Below are 17,820 nucleotides of genomic sequence, written 5' to 3' on the forward strand. Positions count from 1 at the left end.
CGGGGCTGATGTGCTTCCCATGCACTTTTGTGCAAGGAGGAAGTTCAGTTCACCGAATGAAATAAAGTCCCAATAAACCCCGACATCGTAACGCCTTGAACCTTAAAGGACATTAAAATAACATGAAAAAGATTGCTATTATATTACTTGTATTGATTGGAGCATTCGCATTATACAGAATTTATGACATTGGATATTATTTTAAAAGTAGACTCAAATGGGAAAAGAAATATAAAGAAATTGAAGCTAATGCTCAAAGAAGAGATAAACACTTTGCTGAACTTGACTCAATTTCATTTTTGACCCTCAAAAAAGACTATGAAAAATTACATGCCTATACCTTAAAGCTTTATAAAAAAGACACGTCAAGAACTGACTTACTGTTAAAGCTTGGATTTATCAATTTTAATCTTGGTCAAAAGACTAAAGCATTGCATATATTTAATCTAGTAAAAGACAGGTGTGCCTATGAGCTAGAAACTCTAATACTGACAAATAATGAGGAGTTCCTGTATTACTCATTATTAGGAGAATCGATAATTCGGAATAATAGATTTGACTCTCTATTGAATAAATATTCAATTACTCAACGACGCTCATGGATAGCACAAAATATTGACTCCATAATAGCAAAACAAATATATAATATAGAATAACGCCCTACAATAACCAATCTTTCTGACGGCTGGGCCTTCGCCATCCTTCGACAGGCTCAGGGACCACTCAGAGTACTGGGAATTAAGATTAATATGGGGATATACAGATGTTATGGTAAATTAACCAAATGAAAAGAATTCTCTTATTTCTGATTGTGTTATCCGTTGCTACGAATGCTTGGACACAGTCATTAAATACTCAACCTGAACTAACGACCAAGGACATCTATCTCGAATTGACTTACCTTCAGGAAAGTCAATACTTTTACGATGAAGATGAAGAATATGACTTTGCCTATCGCTTTATACTGACAACAGATGAAATTTACGACCAAGTCTACCTTGAAAAGGTGATTTATGGGATGGAAGTCGGCTCGAAAAAACTAGCATGGAGAAAAAAGTTAGACATGGAAGTTTTCTATGAATTTGGTATAATTGGTGAAGTTTCAAATGTCAAATTAGACAAATGGACTCAGAATGACTCGTTCATTATGAGCATATATGAATCACAATTCGAAATATCAAAATTGAGCTCGAGAATTTGGACAATAAAAAGGAAAAAATAACTACAACAAAACCTAAAAAAAATATGGGTAGAGTTCAACTCAATGACCCTTCGACAGGCTCAGGGACCATGCTCAGGGCCCAGTCAAGGACTGGGTAATTATTGAGCAGTGATGTTAATATTTGAGGCCTTTTCAGCGCTTAGTCAAAATTAGTCCGGTGTTATAAAAAAGCCGTTCAGGAAAACTGAGCGTTAGCCCATTTTTCCTGAACGGCTTTAATTAATTTATTACTTTAACCGCTTTTCAGCAATTATTAAAATGCTCTATAGGTGCCATCCAGGAATTGGTTGGCTTCGTCTTCTTCAAAACGTGCTGTGGCATTGTCCCAGTGCAAGGTTTTATTTGGGAACCTTCCTGCTATTACGCCCAATAGTATCGTTTCCGTTAATCTGGAAGCGTAGGAGAAAGGAGCAGAACATTCGTCTTTTCCTAAACAAGCATCTACGAATTGGTGGTAGTGGCGTTTGCCTTCTACATCATAATCCCTGATTACTTCACCTATTTTTCCTGACTTCTTGAGTTTGCTGAGGTCTAGTTCTTTATACTTTCCATCTACAATGTGTTTTGGTAATTGCATAAAGTGCGGCAATAATAAATTGCCTTTTTCACCCACAAACATGGCTCCCTGGTCTGGAAGCTCCTCATTATTGGGGAGTATAAGGTTTTTATCTTTTCCTGGTGCGTTTACGCCGTCATACCATACCCATTTAAAATTTTTGGTGGTGTACTTCGTTCCTGGGAATTCGTAGGTTACTGTATTCTCTTCGGGGAAGCCAAAACCTGTAGGCTTTCTGCACTCGTTTTTAATGGTCTTTGGTACATCCAGCGCCAAAGCATTGTAAGGCGTGTCAAAAATATGAACACCCATATCGCCTAAGGTACCGCAACCAAAGTCCAGTACTTTACGCCAGTTTCCAGGGTGATATAGCCCTTCTTTATAAGGCCTATCCGCTGCAGTACCTAGCCATAGGTTCCAATCAAGACCTTCTGGTACTGGGTCAGCTCCTTGTGGCTTGGGATCGTCAGTTCCCCAGTTTTTAGGAGACCAGGCCCTTACTTCTTTTACTTTACCAATGATACCTGATTGTATCAGTAGCGTAGCCAATTTGTAGTCATAAAAAGAGTGCACCTGGATGCCCATTTGGGTTACCAATTTCTTTTCTGCTGCCTTTTTATTCATGGCTCTCGCCTCAGACACATGATGGGTAAGCGGTTTTTGACAGTAAACAGCCTTACCATGGTCCATTGCCAACATGGAAGCTGGTGCGTGGGTATGATCAGGAGTAGAAACAACCACGGCATCGATATCGTCCGCCATTTCTTCCATCATTGTCCTGTAATCTGAATAGAGTTTGGCCTTAGGGAATTCCTTTTTTAACGGTGCCAGCATGTTTGCGTCAACGTCGCAAAGTGCTACAACATCTACTTTCTCGTGAGAAGAAATTGCATCCAAGTCGGCTTTACCCATGCCACCTAAACCCACGTGTGCAGTTCTTAGGCGACCATTTTTACTCGTAGCCCATGCCCATGAAGGGAGCATAGAGGCGATAGCCACGGTAGCTCCGCCTTTCAATAAATCTCTTCTATTAATTATTTTCTGATTCATAATTTTTTGATTTTAATATTTCTAAACCATATCGGACTTGCGTGATCCTGAAGGCCAATGTATCCTTTTTTGGCTTTTGCGTAATCAGGTGCGTCGCTCCATTTTCCAGAGTTTTTCCTTGTTTCCCAATCTTCTGACCCAGGGACAAAGGAAACCACAACCTTTCCGTTAAGCCAATATTCTACTTTTTCAGTTGTATAAACTATTTTGGAGCTGTTCCATTCACCGACAGGATTTAAATCTACTTGTGATTGATCGGCAGGATACATTGCATAATCAGAGGCAGTTTTTTGCCAATCTTGCAGTTGGTCCAAATTTTCGGTTTCTCCCATTTTTTTATTATAGGAAGTCAAATCATGTATGGAAGCATAATTTTCGTCATCAATAAGTTGATATTCCGGTGCCAATCCTGAAGGTCCAGAACTTTCTTTTACTTCAGGTATGTGATAGAATATGCCACTGTTACCACCTTTAGGTAATTTCCATTCTAAGTACAATTCAAAGTTTTCAAACTCTTCCGCACCATAAATAATGTCTTTTCCACCCGTGTAATCTTGTTCTAAACCCATTTCGGTATCATAGGTTAATTCCCCGTCTTTTATTACCCAGCCGGGAGGGAGTTCATCGCCGTTGTAGGCTCGCCAGCCGTCTGTAGTAGTACCATCAAAAAGGACTATCCAGTCTTCTTCTTGCTCTTTACTTTCGCTTTCGGTTGTTTTTTTGCTTTCGCAAGCATTGAAGGCTATCAAAGCCACCAGGGAATAAATGAATTGTTTCATATTGTAGACTTAAATTTTTCAGGCATAAATATAATCCGAATTGTCTGCTTCAGCAAGAATTGAAGACCCTGAGCAGGTGATTCTCTTTTAAACGCCCTTCCTTCCTTTATATAAGGTATTTTTTCGGGTTGAAAAAGTGGAGGAAGACCTTGGTCTTAACATGAAAGAGAAGATGTCGGTTAAAACCAAAAGTAAACAGCTATACTGCTTCTATTAACCTATTGTAGCCATATCTTATTTGGTTAAAATAAATTGTATTTCTATTTCATTTTGCCTGAAAATCGTTTAAATTGATGTGATTTTTCTTAATGGATATGGAAGGTACCGAGTATACAGTGGTTGTAAGTATTATGATTGGTTTGGCTGTGGCTTACTTTATCATTGAAATCCTGCTGCTTCTCAATGATGTTGACAATGACACTTCCAATGTATTGTTACTTGAGTGGTCAAAAGGCAGGTCTTTCTTTATTCCCTTTGCCTTGGGCGCGATTGGCGGGCACCTGTTTTTGGGTACCTCGAATGATGCCTTTAAATTTTCAAATGGCATGTTTCCGGTTTTAATAATCTTTGGCCTGACGATAATCATGGTTCTAATAGGGTTTAAAATACCCTTTAAAAAAACCAAAACCTTCTTAACAGCTATTTTAATAGCGGGTGTCTTATTTGGACACTTTTTTTGGTCCATGAATTATCTGATAAAGCCATGAGCAAATTTAAAAGGTTTTTAAAAAGGCATTTGTCTGAAATTCGAACCATCAAAATTATTGTGGCTTCAATGCTGGCCTTGATGGTGCTTGTCGATATTGTGTTGGTGACTATGGAAGGAAAAGATTATCCTACTTTTAGTCTGGTGGTCAAAACCTTAAGACATCGTTTGATTTGGTTTACCTTTCTTTATGGAGGATTGATGGCCAAGATTTTTTACAACAGAAAGACCGGTGATATCAAAAAGGAAGTTACCGGAATGCTTGCTTTTTTCTCAATAGTGCTTTTGCTCTTCGTCATTGGGAGATCCCTTGAAACAGTGCCAAGTTTGTTTCTACAGATTTTATTATTGCTAACAGGAGGCCTGCTGGCTTATAGGGTATGGCCGCAATACAAATAACTTTAATAGTTCGATTAAATAGAAATAGCAATGGGGGTGGTAAAAGCCATTATTCTTGAAATAGAAATTTTGTATCTTTAGACATAGGGAGCTTAAAGAAGACATGCAGCAATGATTCAAGTAATATGAATTTAAAAGACCTTCAAGAAGATATTTCAAAATCAATTAATGAAAACGACAATAGTGCGATTAAATATTTTAAGGCATTCCCTGATGTACTCGAACAAGAGGCTCCTTCAAGATTTGAGACACAAGAAAAGCAAGCTCAAAGCTGTTATTCATTGCGCACTTTTGATAGGTTTTTAGAATATTTTGGATTGATAATAGTAGCGTCTACAGGTGGCTATTCAAATGGGGAAAAATACATTACCAAATCTGAATTATTTGATAAATTAATAAAAGTAAGCCCTCATAGCCAGTAAGCGTTAAAGATGGCTGGTAAAGTCTTTATTCTTAGTAATCCCATTCAATTGCTGTTTAGGGCATGCGCTGTTAGCTATTCAGGCAATGCGATTTTTGAAGTAGTTGGAAAGTCCACCGCAAATTGTAAATTTATTATAATTTAAAATAACAATAGTATGGCTTTGAGTTGCTGGCAAGGCTAGTACTAACCAATACCCAGTCCGTATATTATTATCCTTAACAATTAATTGAATAAATATAGAATGAAAGTAATAATTATAGGTGGTACAGGTCATATTGGGACCTATTTGGTTCCACGCCTAGTTGAGGCAGGGCATAATGTAGTATGCGTAAGTCGGCAACAAGCCAATCCTTATAGTAATAATGAGGCTTGGAAATCTGTGGAACATGTTACCATTGATCGGTTAAAAGCGGAAGAAAATGGAGATTTTTGTTCTCAAATTGTAGCGCTCAAGGCAGATGTTGTGATAGACTTAATTTGTTTCACGCCTGAAAGTGCCCGTAAACTTTCAGAAGCGCTAAATGGCAAAATAAAACACTTCCTGCATTGTGGAAGCATGTGGGTGCATGGCTATACTGAACAAGTACCCACCACAGAAAGCCAAAAGCGAAAACCTTTTGGAGATTATGGAATAGATAAGGCAAATATTGAAGCTTATCTACATACCTATCACCAAGAAAGTGGTTTCCCAGTTACCATTTTACACCCTGGTCATATTGTGGGGCCTGGCTGGCTACCGGTGAATCCTACTGGAAATTTCAATCCGGAAACCTTTGTTCGACTGGCCAAAGGAGAAGAAATTGTATTGCCAAATTTTGGGATGGAAACAGTGCACCATGTGCATGCGGATGATGTTGCACAAGCTTTTATCAAGGCCATTGAAAACAGAGAAAATGCCATCGGTGAAAGTTTTCACGTCGTTTCTGAACAAGCACTCACTTTGAGAGGCTATGCTGAAGCGATGGCAAGAACGTTTAAACAGGAACCAAAATTGAAATTTCTCCCCTGGGAAGAATGGCAGAAGACTGTTAATACTACAGATAAGGAATTGACCTATGACCATATCGCTCACAGCCCTTGTGGGAGTATCGCTAAAGCAAAGGAGTTAATCCATTACCAACCAAAATACAGTTCCCTGGAGGCTGTTCAGGAGGCAGTAGCCCATTATTTCGAGAAGGAAGGAATGCAGACCAATGGCTAAGCATTATAGCTTTGGATTATTGTGGTCCCGATTTCCGGGATTTTAGGCATGCTATTCTGGAAGCATTAATAGTGGGAGCTAATAGTTTCCTTTTTAATTGTTATAAAGGTTTTGGACAGGGGGGCAGCTTATGAACGGTGTTGAATGCACTGCTTCTAGAAGTAAAAATGCTGTAAATGGTGGTTTGTGAATAGGGCTTAATCACAAAATTGATACAAGCTGATTTGAAGATGCCTGGGACTAGATCAAGTAAGTTGAAAATTGAAAACAAACGTAAGGCAGCATATTATAAGACAGGCTCCTCTTCTAAATCAAAATTTATCAATGGAAGCAAAAAATTTTAATATTAAAGGATTGACCAATGATCAGGTAATCCGTTCAAGGGAGAAACTTGGTAAAAACACCCTGGACTATAAGCAGGAAAACAATGTCTTAGATGCTATAAAAAAATTGGCAAAAGAGCCAATGGTTATTCTGTTGTTTGCGGCAGCCCTTATTTATTTTATTAGTGGAAAAACGGGTGATGCTATTTTTCTTGCTTCCGCCATCATTCTTGTTTCCATTATTTCCTTGTACCAGGATTCAAGAAGCAGGGACGCCTTACAAAAGCTAAAAAAGCTTTCACAACCCAATTGCAAAGTGATTAGAAATGGCCTCGTGGAAGAGATTAAAAGCGAAGACCTGGTCGTTGGTGATAGCTTAATAGTCGAGGAGGGAACTTCCATTACTGCTGATGGTATCATTGTTCATTCCAATGATTTTTCAGTCAATGAATCCATCCTTACAGGGGAGTCTATGCCGGTTTTCAAAGACAAGGACAAAGCCGATAACCTGATTTTTAAAGGGACAACAGTGGCTAGTGGTCTTGCGATTGTAGTCATTACCCAAATAGGAAATGAAACCAAATTAGGTAAAATAGGCAAAAGCCTGGAAAGTATAAAAGAAGAAAAAACACCGCTGGAGTTGCAGATAACCAATTTTGTAAAGACAATGGTTATAGTAGGCGTAATTGTTTTTTTGGTGGTTTGGGGACTCAATTATTTTAGGTCTTACGATTTACTAGACAGTTTACTCAAAGCACTGACTTTGGCAATGAGTATCTTACCGGAAGAGATCCCAATGGCTTTTACTTCATTTATGGCAATTGGAGCCTGGCGTTTGATGAAAATGGGGATTGTGGTAAAGCAGATGAAAACAGTTGAAACATTAGGGAGTGCTACCGTAATCTGCACAGACAAAACAGGAACCATCACCGAAAATAAAATGAGTTTGGCAAAGGTGTTTTCGCTGAACTCACAGCGAATAGCCTCTCCTAAAGAAGCCAATGAGGATGAAAAAGCCTTGATAAGAATAGCGATGTGGGGCAGTGAACCCATTCCATTTGATGCAATGGAAGTATCGTTGCATCAGGCTTATGAAGATTTGAATGTCAAAGATGAAAGGCCGTATTTTAAGCTTATACACGAGTATCCATTGGGAGGGAAACCACCTATGATGACCCATATTTTTGAAAATAGTGCAGGTAAAAGAATCATAGCAGCAAAAGGTGCTCCGGAAGCATTGATGGCTGTTTCTAACCTGACTACTGCCCAAAAGAAGGAGATTGAAAATGCGATTGAAGCCATTACCCTTCAAGGATACAGGGTTTTAGGAGTTGGTCAATGTGATTTTGAAGGAAATGATTTCCCCAAGACACAGCAAGAGTTTAAGTTCAACTTTAAAGGTATAATTGCCTTTTATGATCCTCCGAAAAAGAACATCAACAAAGTCTTCGAAGACTTCTACGCTGCTGGGATTTCAGTCAAAATCATAACTGGCGACAATGCAGAAACGACCAAGGCCATTGCTGAGGAAGTTGCATTTAAAGGCTTTGAAAAGAGTATTACCGGTGATGAATTGATGAAGTTGTCAGAAAAAGAGCTGGAGGAAAGTGTTATGAACACCAATATTTTCACAAGGATGTTTCCTGATGCAAAACTGAGAATTATCAATGCATTAAAAGCAAAAAGTCAGATTGTAGCCATGACAGGGGATGGTGTAAATGATGGACCTGCTTTGAAGGCCGCCCATATTGGCATTGCCATGGGAAAAAAAGGGACAGAAATAGCCAAACAAGCGGCTTCGCTTGTATTGATGGATGATGATTTATCAAAAATGGTTGATGCGGTAGCCATGGGTAGAAAAATCTATGCCAACCTAAAAAAAGCCATTCAATACGTTATTTCAATCCATATTCCGATAATACTGACTGTTTTCATACCGCTTGCTTTAGGATGGATTTACCCAAATATCCTTTCGCCAGTGCACATTATATTTCTAGAATTAATTATGGGGCCAACCTGCTCCATCATTTTTGAGAATGAACCCATGGAAAAAAACACCATGTCTTCAAAACCACGATCCTTTACCACTACTTTTTTCAACTGGAATGAGTTGACCACTAGCATCATTCAAGGGCTGGCCATTACGGTTGGAACTTTGGCAGTCTATCAATATTCGGTCTATATGTCCTATGACGAAGCCCTGACGAGGACGATGGTATTTACTGTTTTGATAACGGCGAATGTCTTTTTGACCTTAGTAAACCGGTCTTTTTACTATTCCATCCTGACCACATTGAAGTACAAAAACAATTTGGTTTTACTGATAATTTCCATCACAGTAGGCATTACGGCTTTATTGCTCTTTGTCGCTCCTTTAACCAGTTTCTTTCAATTTGAGCCCCTTGGTTTTGTTCAGTTAGCAATTTGTATTGGTATAGGATTCGTATCTGTTACCTGGTACGAGTTGGTAAAATTAAAAACAAGGTTAAAAAGCAATCACAGGTCAAGGGATGATAGTTAAGATTTGTCATGTGTTTTAACCTGTAAAAAGGAGGTTCTCAGCTTGTCCTGTATTAACTTGAAGCGGTTTGGTGATGAGGGTGCAATTGTTATCTATTCTCATTACTTAAGAGGGGATAAGTATTAAGCATCAGTGAATAATCGATAGCTATCAATGTAATGTGACCATTCACAGTGACAAAAAATGATGCCTTGACCAAAGCGTTTCTTGGTATGTCCTTTAACCAATAAATCGCTGTTTGGTATTTAAGCCAAATAAATTAATAAAGTCCAGTCAGACCATTTTATCGGATCCTGGTGGCCAGGAAATATTTCGGATGATGAAAGTGCTGGGGGTATTTGGCTGGAGGAGCTTACAATTTCATGGAATTCTGCATTACAGTTAAAACGTCCCTTACAGCACCTATTGAAAAAGTATGGGAATTCTGGACTTAACCCGAATATATAATACATTGGAATTTTGCCTCTAATGAATGGATTTGTCCTTCAGCAACAAATGACCTCCAACCAAATGACCCCTTTTATTTGGAGGATGGAAGCTAAAAATGGAAGTATGGGGTTTTATTTTTCTGGTGTCTATTGCCAAGTGAAAGAAAACGAATCAATTGCCTATAAGATGTCTGATGGTAGAAAAGAGGAAATTAGATTTATAGTCTCAGGAGATGAAGTCAACCTTTTGGAAAGTCTTGAAGCAGAAGGAACAAATGCCTATGAACAACAGGGAGCGGGTTGGCAAGCTATTCTCGACACCTTCAAAAAATAGGTAGAATCAAAATAATAAAAGCTGTAAGCAAAGAAAATGATCCAGACACAAGAGGCATGGTTTATGTTTTTGCAGGAAACTATTGGCCCCTTCATTAAGGATAAATCTTCGCTGGGAATATTAACAAAGCTTGACATCAAATCAATAAATGCGTCTCTATTATTGGTAGCCTTCTTTTTTGTAATTTCATGTGTTAGCCCTTTGAAAATCCGCTTCCCCGTTCCATTTCTGTATTAATAATTTCATCATATGCCTCTTGAGGCATGTATTGTGGGGAGTAAGTGATCCCTAATTTTGATAGACTTAAAACAAACGATCTGAGGTGATTTCTTGATCCTCTCAATAGATTATTAAAAACCAATGTGATGTCTTCATTATCAACATTCGTTTCTAAGGCAGTCATTAAGTCCAAGATATCTATTTCTTCAATTGCTGCCCCGACTTTAAAAGCATCCTCTAGACTTAAAGCGCCCGTTTCGATTAATTCATTGTATAAATTTTGAAGGTCTGGATTAACGAAGTTACCAGGTATGTCATTGGCAGCAGGATCTACTAATCCATATTTATTAATGAGTGCGAGGACTGCGTCCATATGACTTTGCTCACTTGCAGAAATATTGTCAAATGAATTTGAATTCCATTTAATAAAAAGATTGTCGTATACGTCACGAGCTAACTTCTCCTCCTCGCGCATAAACACGATGGCTTCCTTTTCACCATCATTAAGTGATTCCATTGGTGTCGCATCAATTTGTGTGATTAACTGATTGTTTTCCGTTGGAACATTCGGATTAACAGTGTCCACACAAGATGCAGTTGTAAATATTACTCCTAATAACGCAACATATATAGTTTTCATGGCTCGTTTACAATTGTCTATTCCAAATAGACTAAATAATTTGATAAAAGTTGGTAACCTTTATTACATTGGATTAATATCATTTCAAATAATGCTTTTCTTTTTTTTTTATTGATTAAACTAGTCCAATGCAGAAATTGAAACATAAGTGATATGCTATATAAATGTTTGTCCTCTAATGCATTGAGATTTTTAGGGGGTTATTGTGCTAGGCCAAGGCTTTGTTTGTATCCGGATGGTTAGGATGAAAAATGCTTCCTCTGAAGCACCCAATTATTGCTAGGCTTCAAACTTCAGATTTGAATGGGCTTAAGGTTTTTGATAAATACACAAGCCGATTTCCCCAATTTTTAAGTAAGTCCTCAGCAATTTTGTAGGTATTACATATTATTTAAATTCGAACGTATAGGGTGAATACTTTTTGTTGAAAAATAACTGGGTTATAATTTTTCCAAATTGTTTTATATATTAGGTATAGAATTGATTAGGTATTGTCATAAAAAACAGAGAATTTTCCCAACGAAATCCCATTTATGGATTATATGAGGTATTTTACAATATCCAAGACTTGCAACACTTCCCAGTTGAATAGTCAAGTAATGAGATAGATTGTATGAAAAGATCAGTAAGAAAGGGAACTGTCACCTATTCTTCTAAGAAAGGAGGGGAGTAAGGAATTCTTTTCCTACTCAAGATAAACAGTTTCATCAAATATAATTTATAAAAAGTACCGTACTTACACTGACTGATAGATGGAAAAGATATTAAATTTTTTCAGTATTAGACTAAGAAGAAATAATATTTAATTTTAAACCTTTCAACATACCATAATATATGGATGAAATATATTATAATGAAACTATGGTTGAATTTTAAAACGATTAATTATGAAACAATTATTAATGTTTTCATTGATTCTTTTTATATATAGTTGCAAAAGTAGTCCTCCTGACCCAACTGAATTATACGACAGATACAGGAATAGTGTTGCACTGATCCAAAACTCGTATTATTTCAAAACCTCATTAGATAATGGGCTTGAGTTCTTTTATGTCATACAGAATAATGAACCTGTTTTTTTTGATAAAGAGGAAGAGGCTATTGAAAATGCTGGAATAAGTTATGGGACAGGCTTTTTTATTTCTAACTTTGGGGAGTTGGCAACAAACAGACACGTAGTATACCCTGATAAAAAGAATTCGCTAGTTGGCGAAGGGATAAGTGAGTATTTAATTGAGTATAAATACGAAATAAAAAAACAGATTAGTAAAAATAGATTAGAGAAAAGTAAAATTGCTGATTTTTATAATGAGTATTATGATGTTTTAAAATATGACAGAAAAATTGAAATTAAAGAAAATTATTCATCTAAGGAGAATAAAATTTTAGAACTCGAAAAATTACTCGGTGATTTAGATTTTAACCCGAAAAATACTAAGACCGAATTAATAAGAGTTTTTTTAGGTATTGCATTTGATGATACGCATGTCACATCAATTAACGATTTTAGAGAATGTGTTGCCATTAAAAAGGCAAATGAAGAAGCAATTGATTTAGCAATCATTCAACTTAAGGATAAAAGAACACCAGGGAACATTGAGAATGTATTTTCTTTAGTGGATCAGGTTGTCTTTGAAGCCCCTAATCTTAATGATAATGTATATATGATTGGTTTTAATCACGGGATTTCTTTAGCCAATACTGATAATGGAATTAAATCTCAATTTACTCAAGGAACAATAACTCAAGATCCAGATAAAAATAGGGTTTTATATTCAATACCAACATTACCTGGGTCGAGCGGAAGTCCCATTATTGATAAATGGGGAAATTTGATTGCCGTAAATTTTGCAAAAACTGGAGATTTTCAGGGTTTTAGTTTCGGTATTCCCTCTCTTGCATTAACAGCTCTATACAATGATAAATCCAATATTGTAACATCAGATTATAGCGGTTCAATTGAAAGTGGAATCTCTGAAAGTAATATTATTTCTATAAATTATGAGAATATAATAAAGGATTTTTTACTAGCAGAAGAAGAGAGAGATTTTGATAAAATTTATTCTTTATTATCGCCAAAAGTCAGTAGATATTATGATATTAATAATCCTACCTATTCAAATCTGAAAAAACGGTATGAATATTTATGGGGTTTTGTTTCTGATTCTAAAAATTACATTAAGTCAATTGATAAAATCAATGATTATACCTATGATTTAAACACAAACTACAAATATTATAATGAGAGAAAAAAGAAAGAATTTAGCGTAAACAGTACAGTAAGATTTTTATTTGACTCAAATGGAAAGGTAATTGAGACTTATGAAATTGAATAAAAATAATCGTCCTAATAATTTAGTATTCATATGTCGATAACAGTTTTGTCTGAATCTTTAGATCTTGAATTTTCTTGAATTTGATAATTAGGAGGGGGATAGTTTTTCCCCTTTTGTTATGGAGGTTGAAAAAGTGAATTATCATGGGTTTTAACTTTAGGTCAAAGGTTTTCGTTGTAGGTAGTATTCTCTTCATATCTTAAAACCAAATAGTTAGTGATTATAACGATTTTCCCAATTTTTAGGTTAGCCCTGTGCAATTTTGTAGGTATTGCACATTTTTTAAATCCGAACGTATGGGGTGAATACCTTGCTCTCTGCTGCGTAGACACAGTTACCTATTTGGCGCTTAACTGTTGTTTTCCCGGTGTATTAAGATAAAGTTTGGTCTTCTTCTTAATTTTTGTATATTTGCATCGTGTACGATATAAACGTAAGCGATATTAATAATTCTTTGAAGACTTTTATAAAAACAACACTAGTACCAAACCTATTCCGCATTCTACTGGCGCTCTAGTGAAGACGAACGCAGTGTAGTGGTACAACTAACCGAAAAAGGGAAGCAATTAAAAAGTGAAGCCAGGCCTATTCCTGAAAAGCTTCTCAACGAACTACTGACTGAAAATGTCCAATTGTCTGATGTTTTGCAGTTGAAAGATATGCTGAGTGAATGGATAAAGATACTCTCTAACAAGACTCAGGATATGGACAGCAATCCTTCAATCTGAGTAATTGACAAAATGAATAACACAAGCAGCCAGAGGTAAGCTCCGCTGCTTCAATTAATTTTAGATTAAAACGAATTATGAAAGCATTACAAATAATAAAATACGGTGAACTTAAAGATGGATTGTCTATCAACGAAACCGCAAAACCGACAATCAAGGCTACGGATATACTTATTGAAACCATAGCAGCATCGCTTAATCCTATTGATTACAAAATGGTCAGTGGAGGCTTAAAGGACATGGTGCCCTTGAATTTCCCCAGTACCATTGGCTTTGATGTAAGTGGTATAATTATCGAGAAAGGCGCAGAAGTAAAGGGCTTGGAAGTAGGTGATGCAGTCTATTCCCGCGTTCCGCAAAATCAGATGGGAACCGTAGCACAATATGTTGCGGTTGACAGCACAGTGGTTTCCAAAAAACCCGAAAACATTTCGTTTGGGGAAGCGGCTAGTTTGCCTTTAATCGGCCTTACTGCTATACAAGCTTTGGAACGTGTTGGCCTGAAACAAAACGATAGAATTCTTATCCATGCAGGGTCTGGAGGCGTAGGCAGTTTTGCTATTCAATATGCCAAGGCCAAGGGAGCCTATGTGTATACAACTACCAGCACCGATAATGTAGACTGGGTGAAGGCGCTTGGCGCCGATCGTGTGATCGACTACAAAAAGGAAGATTACAAGTCCATAGTGGCTGATCTGAATCTTGTTTTTGATACCCTAGGTGGGGATTACACACTAGATGCATTCAAGGTGATAAAACAAGGCGGCAAAGTAAGTAGTATTGCGGGTGTCCCCGATGAGGAAACGGCGGCAATGATGGGAATGAAAGGCTATAAATTGCCTGAAAATTTTTCCAAGCTGATTGATGAAAAGTCAGCCAACTATAAACTTACATGGATGCAGCCTAATGGTAAGCAACTGGATTCCATTTCAGCCATGGTGAAAGATGGGAAAATCAAACCTGTAATCGATAAGGTATATGCTTTCGAGGATAGCATTGAAGCCTATTTATATCTAGCGACAGGAAGAGCAAAAGGGAAAGTGATTATAAGGATGTCCTAAATGGTTGATTGCGGAGAACTGAAAAACGAAGCAGATAAAAAAACAATAATGAAAGCAATGTATACAGCAGATGCAACTGCGACAGGTGGCAGAAATGGTCATGTAAAAAGTGACAATGGCGTTATAGACGTACAAGTAAGAATGCCAAGAGCCATGGGCGGAGCAAATGACGATTTTGCCAATCCTGAAATGCTCTTTGCAGCAGGATATTCAGCATGTTTCGATAATGCTTTAAACCTGGTTATTAAAAAAGCCAAAATAAAAACCGGAGAAACAAGCGTTAATGCAAAAATAAGCATTGGTCAAATCGAAAATGGCGGTTTTGGTTTAGGCGCAGAATTAAACGTAAATATTCCAGAAGTAAGCCTGGAACAAGCACAGGAATTGGTAGAACAAGCACACCAGGTGTGTCCTTATTCCAATGCTACACGAGGTAACATTGAGGTTAAGTTAACCGTAACAAATAATTAAAAAAGATAGTAATGGCATTATTAGAAGATTTGAAGTGGCGTTATGCTACAAAAAAATACGATCCCTCCAAAAAAGTTAGTCAGGAAAACATAGACAAAATTGTTGAGGCTGCCAGGTTGGCACCGACTTCTTCGGGACTCCAACAATTTAGGGTAATGGTGGTAAGCAATCAGGAAATCAAAGAAAAATTGAGCACAAAAGTACTCAATCCTGAGGTAATGGTTGATTGCTCCCATGTTTTGGTTTTTGCTGCCTGGGACAGATATACCGCTGATCGAATAGACACGATCTTTGACCGTACAACAGAAGAAAGAAGCCTTCCTCATGGCCGATTCAAAAGCTACACGGATAAATTGAAAGAAATGTACCTCAATCAGACAGCAGAGGAGAACTTTGCACATACTGCTCGTCAATCGTATATTGGATTTGCGATGGCGATTGCGGAGGCGGCTGAACTTAAAGTAGATGCTACACCTGCTGAAGGTTTCGACCCTGCTTTGGTCGATGAAGTTCTTGGTCTTAAATCCAAAGGTTTAAAAAGTGTTACGCTATTGTATTTGGGTTATCGAGATGCAGAAGGGGATTGGTTGGCATCTATGAAAAAAGTCCGCAATAATATGGATGAATTTGCGATTGAGTACAAATAATGAGGGTTTAAAATAAGGAATTATGAAAGACAAGGAAACTTACCCAAAGTCATTTTCGCATATTGGCATTACGGTACCAGACATTAAAAAAGCAGTAAAATTTTACGAAGAGGTTATGGGGTGGTATGTCATCATGCAGCCATCTGTCGTTAAAAAAGAAAAGGATACTGCCATTGGAATCATGTGTTTAGATGTGTTTGGTGACGATTGGGAAGAATTTGAAATTGCCCATATGTCCACTTCAGATGGAATTGGGATTGAGTTATTCTCCTTTTCTCATGGAGTAAAAGAAGCGCCGGAGTTTAATCCTTTTAACACCGGACTTTTCCATTTCTGTATTCAGGATCCTAATATTGAGGAGCTTGTAGAAAAGATTGTTTCCTTAGGTGGAAAACAACGTATGCCGATTAGGGAATACTATCCAAATGACAAACCTTATAAAATGTGCTATGTAGAAGATCCATTCGGAATTGTTTTTGAAATCTATACCCATAGCTATGAATTGACTTATTCTTCTGGTGCTTACTCAGGGTAAAACAGCAAGCAATAGCTGAGCATACCGACAGCTAAAATAAAATAGTTTGAATGCACTGTCGAAGAAGTATTTACGGGGATTTGAAAAAAGGGGAATGGTTTTCCCCTTTTTTAATCCCAATTCTAAGACATGGAAAAATGAAACGCAATGCAGCTGCCATAGCCTGCGATTTTGTTGAAATACGCTACAACCATGGCTACAAAAATTTCACTTCCTTGGTTTTTTGGAATGAATACAGGGGCTATATGCCTTACTTTGAATAGTATCCGGATTACAGCTTGACCAAAGTGCTTTTTTATGAGCTATAATATTTGATAAATAGGTTAGGAATCACCGTAAAATTATTCGGCAACCGAATGAAAGCCTATAAATGGTAGACAAGTTTCTATAAAAAATATCGATAGGCTTAGGGATGGTTTTAAGTGGAGGAAGTCTAGAGATTGCTCATAATCGTGGGCCGATCACAGGATTGAGCCAACGACCTTATAATAGGGGTTTCAGTTACGATTAACCAGTTTTTTTAAGACAATTCTACTCAATTAGACTACTAGTGAATGAGCACTCCAGCAATCGTTTAGAAATAAAAGGATGAATATCTTTTTTATTTCTAAACGATTGGTTAGCTTTGTGGAATGATAAGATATAATGGCAAGGAAAAAAGAATATAAAGAAGAAGAGGTTATTGAAAAAGCGATGCGCTTGTTCTGGCGGAATGGCTATGAAAGTACCTCTATGCAGATGCTTGAAAAAGAAATGGGCATCAATAAGTTTTCCATATATTCTAGTTTTGGGAGCAAACATGGTGTTTTCATTGAAAGCCTAAATTGTTACAAATTAAAAGTAAAAGCCATATTTGAGAAATTTCAAGCAGCGAGAAATGGGGTTGAAGACATTAAACAGTTTTTTTATGACTCTGCTTCAATTTGTGCCGAAGATGGAAATGAAAAAGGATGTTTGCTAACCAATACTTACAATGAATTTTCGGACAGTGAGGATCCAGCGGTAAAAGACCAGGTGCTTTCCTTTATGGATAACCTTAAAGCGTTGTTTATCGAAAAATTAAGAATGAATTCCTCCAAAGATGAGGAAACCCTACTAAAGGAGGCTAACTTTTTGGTAGTAGCAAAACATGGGCTTGCGGCTGCGACAAGAGTTAACAGTCCAAAAGAAATAGAAGACTATATCGAAATGACATTTAATAAATTTTAACCTTTTTTTTGAATAATAACTAAACAATCGT

The 17,820-nt window shown here is 37.1% G+C and carries 19 protein-coding genes; 16 read left to right on the forward strand and 3 right to left on the reverse strand.

Annotation, left to right across the window (positions count from 1 at the left end; translation table 11 throughout):
* Positions 1-122 precede the first annotated feature (122 nt).
* Positions 123-656: a hypothetical protein gene (locus AC0L7T_RS01905; protein ID WP_473340759.1), complete on the forward strand. Its 534-nt coding sequence runs from the start codon at positions 123-125 to the stop codon at positions 654-656.
* Between the two features lie 128 nt (positions 657-784).
* Positions 785-1,222: a hypothetical protein gene (locus tag AC0L7T_RS01910; protein WP_473340761.1), complete on the forward strand. Its 438-nt coding sequence runs from the start codon at positions 785-787 to the stop codon at positions 1,220-1,222.
* 253 nt (positions 1,223-1,475) lie between these two features.
* Here AC0L7T_RS01910 and AC0L7T_RS01915 read toward each other — a convergent pair whose 3' ends face one another.
* A complete protein-coding gene (locus AC0L7T_RS01915) occupies positions 1,476-2,828 on the reverse strand; it encodes a Gfo/Idh/MocA family oxidoreductase (protein ID WP_473340763.1) in 1,353 nt (450 codons plus the stop codon).
* Positions 2,825-3,607 (reverse strand): 3-keto-disaccharide hydrolase, encoded by a 783-nt coding sequence (locus AC0L7T_RS01920; RefSeq protein WP_473340764.1) that lies wholly within the window; start codon positions 3,605-3,607, stop codon positions 2,825-2,827. The genes AC0L7T_RS01915 and AC0L7T_RS01920 overlap by 4 nt, the downstream gene beginning before the upstream one ends.
* Positions 3,608-3,921: 314 nt before the next feature.
* Here AC0L7T_RS01920 and AC0L7T_RS01925 point away from each other — a divergent pair, with 314 nt between their 5' ends.
* The 6 genes from AC0L7T_RS01925 (at position 3,922) to AC0L7T_RS01950 (ending at position 9,943) form a co-directional block, all read left to right on the forward strand.
* Complete coding sequence (locus AC0L7T_RS01925) at positions 3,922-4,314, forward strand: hypothetical protein (protein WP_473340766.1); 393 nt, start codon at positions 3,922-3,924, stop codon at positions 4,312-4,314.
* Positions 4,311-4,712, forward strand: a complete 402-nt coding sequence (locus AC0L7T_RS01930; protein WP_473340768.1) for a hypothetical protein — start codon at positions 4,311-4,313, stop codon at positions 4,710-4,712. Before AC0L7T_RS01925 ends, AC0L7T_RS01930 begins: the two co-directional genes overlap by 4 nt.
* A 125-nt stretch (positions 4,713-4,837) precedes the next feature.
* A complete protein-coding gene (locus AC0L7T_RS01935) occupies positions 4,838-5,134 on the forward strand; it encodes a hypothetical protein (RefSeq protein ID WP_473340769.1) in 297 nt (98 codons plus the stop codon).
* A gap of 243 nt (positions 5,135-5,377) precedes the next feature.
* Positions 5,378-6,337 carry an NAD-dependent epimerase/dehydratase family protein gene (locus AC0L7T_RS01940; RefSeq protein ID WP_473340771.1) on the forward strand — a complete coding sequence of 320 codons (960 nt, stop codon included), beginning with the start codon at positions 5,378-5,380 and terminating at the stop codon, positions 6,335-6,337.
* A 324-nt stretch (positions 6,338-6,661) separates the two neighbouring features.
* Positions 6,662-9,181 (forward strand): cation-translocating P-type ATPase, encoded by a 2,520-nt coding sequence (locus AC0L7T_RS01945; protein WP_473340772.1) that lies wholly within the window; start codon positions 6,662-6,664, stop codon positions 9,179-9,181.
* 468 nt (positions 9,182-9,649) lie between these two features.
* Positions 9,650-9,943 carry an SRPBCC family protein gene (locus AC0L7T_RS01950; protein ID WP_473340774.1) on the forward strand — a complete coding sequence of 98 codons (294 nt, stop codon included), beginning with the start codon at positions 9,650-9,652 and terminating at the stop codon, positions 9,941-9,943.
* Positions 9,944-10,136: 193 nt separating this feature from the next.
* Here the strand turns inward: AC0L7T_RS01950 and AC0L7T_RS01955 are convergent, their stop codons facing one another.
* Positions 10,137-10,748, reverse strand: a complete 612-nt coding sequence (locus AC0L7T_RS01955) for a DUF2202 domain-containing protein (RefSeq protein ID WP_473340776.1) — start codon at positions 10,746-10,748, stop codon at positions 10,137-10,139.
* 941 nt (positions 10,749-11,689) lie between these two features.
* Here AC0L7T_RS01955 and AC0L7T_RS01960 point away from each other — a divergent pair.
* The 8 genes from AC0L7T_RS01960 (at position 11,690) to AC0L7T_RS01995 (ending at position 17,789) form a co-directional block, all read left to right on the forward strand.
* Positions 11,690-13,138, forward strand: coding sequence for a S1 family peptidase (locus tag AC0L7T_RS01960; protein ID WP_473340778.1), 1,449 nt, complete (start codon positions 11,690-11,692; stop codon positions 13,136-13,138).
* A 536-nt stretch (positions 13,139-13,674) separates the two neighbouring features.
* A complete protein-coding gene (locus AC0L7T_RS01965) occupies positions 13,675-13,866 on the forward strand; it encodes a hypothetical protein (protein ID WP_473340779.1) in 192 nt (63 codons plus the stop codon).
* A gap of 77 nt (positions 13,867-13,943) precedes the next feature.
* Entirely contained in the window at positions 13,944-14,927 is a 984-nt protein-coding gene (locus AC0L7T_RS01970; protein WP_473340781.1) for an NADP-dependent oxidoreductase, read from the forward strand.
* A gap of 48 nt (positions 14,928-14,975) precedes the next feature.
* Entirely contained in the window at positions 14,976-15,398 is a 423-nt protein-coding gene (locus AC0L7T_RS01975; RefSeq protein WP_473340783.1) for an organic hydroperoxide resistance protein, read from the forward strand.
* 11 nt (positions 15,399-15,409) lie between these two features.
* Complete coding sequence (locus tag AC0L7T_RS01980; protein WP_473340785.1) at positions 15,410-16,045, forward strand: nitroreductase family protein; 636 nt, start codon at positions 15,410-15,412, stop codon at positions 16,043-16,045.
* A gap of 22 nt (positions 16,046-16,067) precedes the next feature.
* Positions 16,068-16,580 (forward strand): lactoylglutathione lyase family protein, encoded by a 513-nt coding sequence (locus AC0L7T_RS01985; RefSeq protein ID WP_473340787.1) that lies wholly within the window; start codon positions 16,068-16,070, stop codon positions 16,578-16,580.
* 137 nt (positions 16,581-16,717) lie between these two features.
* A complete protein-coding gene (locus AC0L7T_RS01990) occupies positions 16,718-16,843 on the forward strand; it encodes a hypothetical protein (protein WP_473340788.1) in 126 nt (41 codons plus the stop codon).
* A gap of 382 nt (positions 16,844-17,225) precedes the next feature.
* Entirely contained in the window at positions 17,226-17,789 is a 564-nt protein-coding gene (locus tag AC0L7T_RS01995; RefSeq protein WP_473340789.1) for a TetR/AcrR family transcriptional regulator, read from the forward strand.
* Positions 17,790-17,820 lie beyond the last annotated feature (31 nt).

Source organism: Cyclobacterium sp. 10D3-21 (assembly GCF_055809755.1).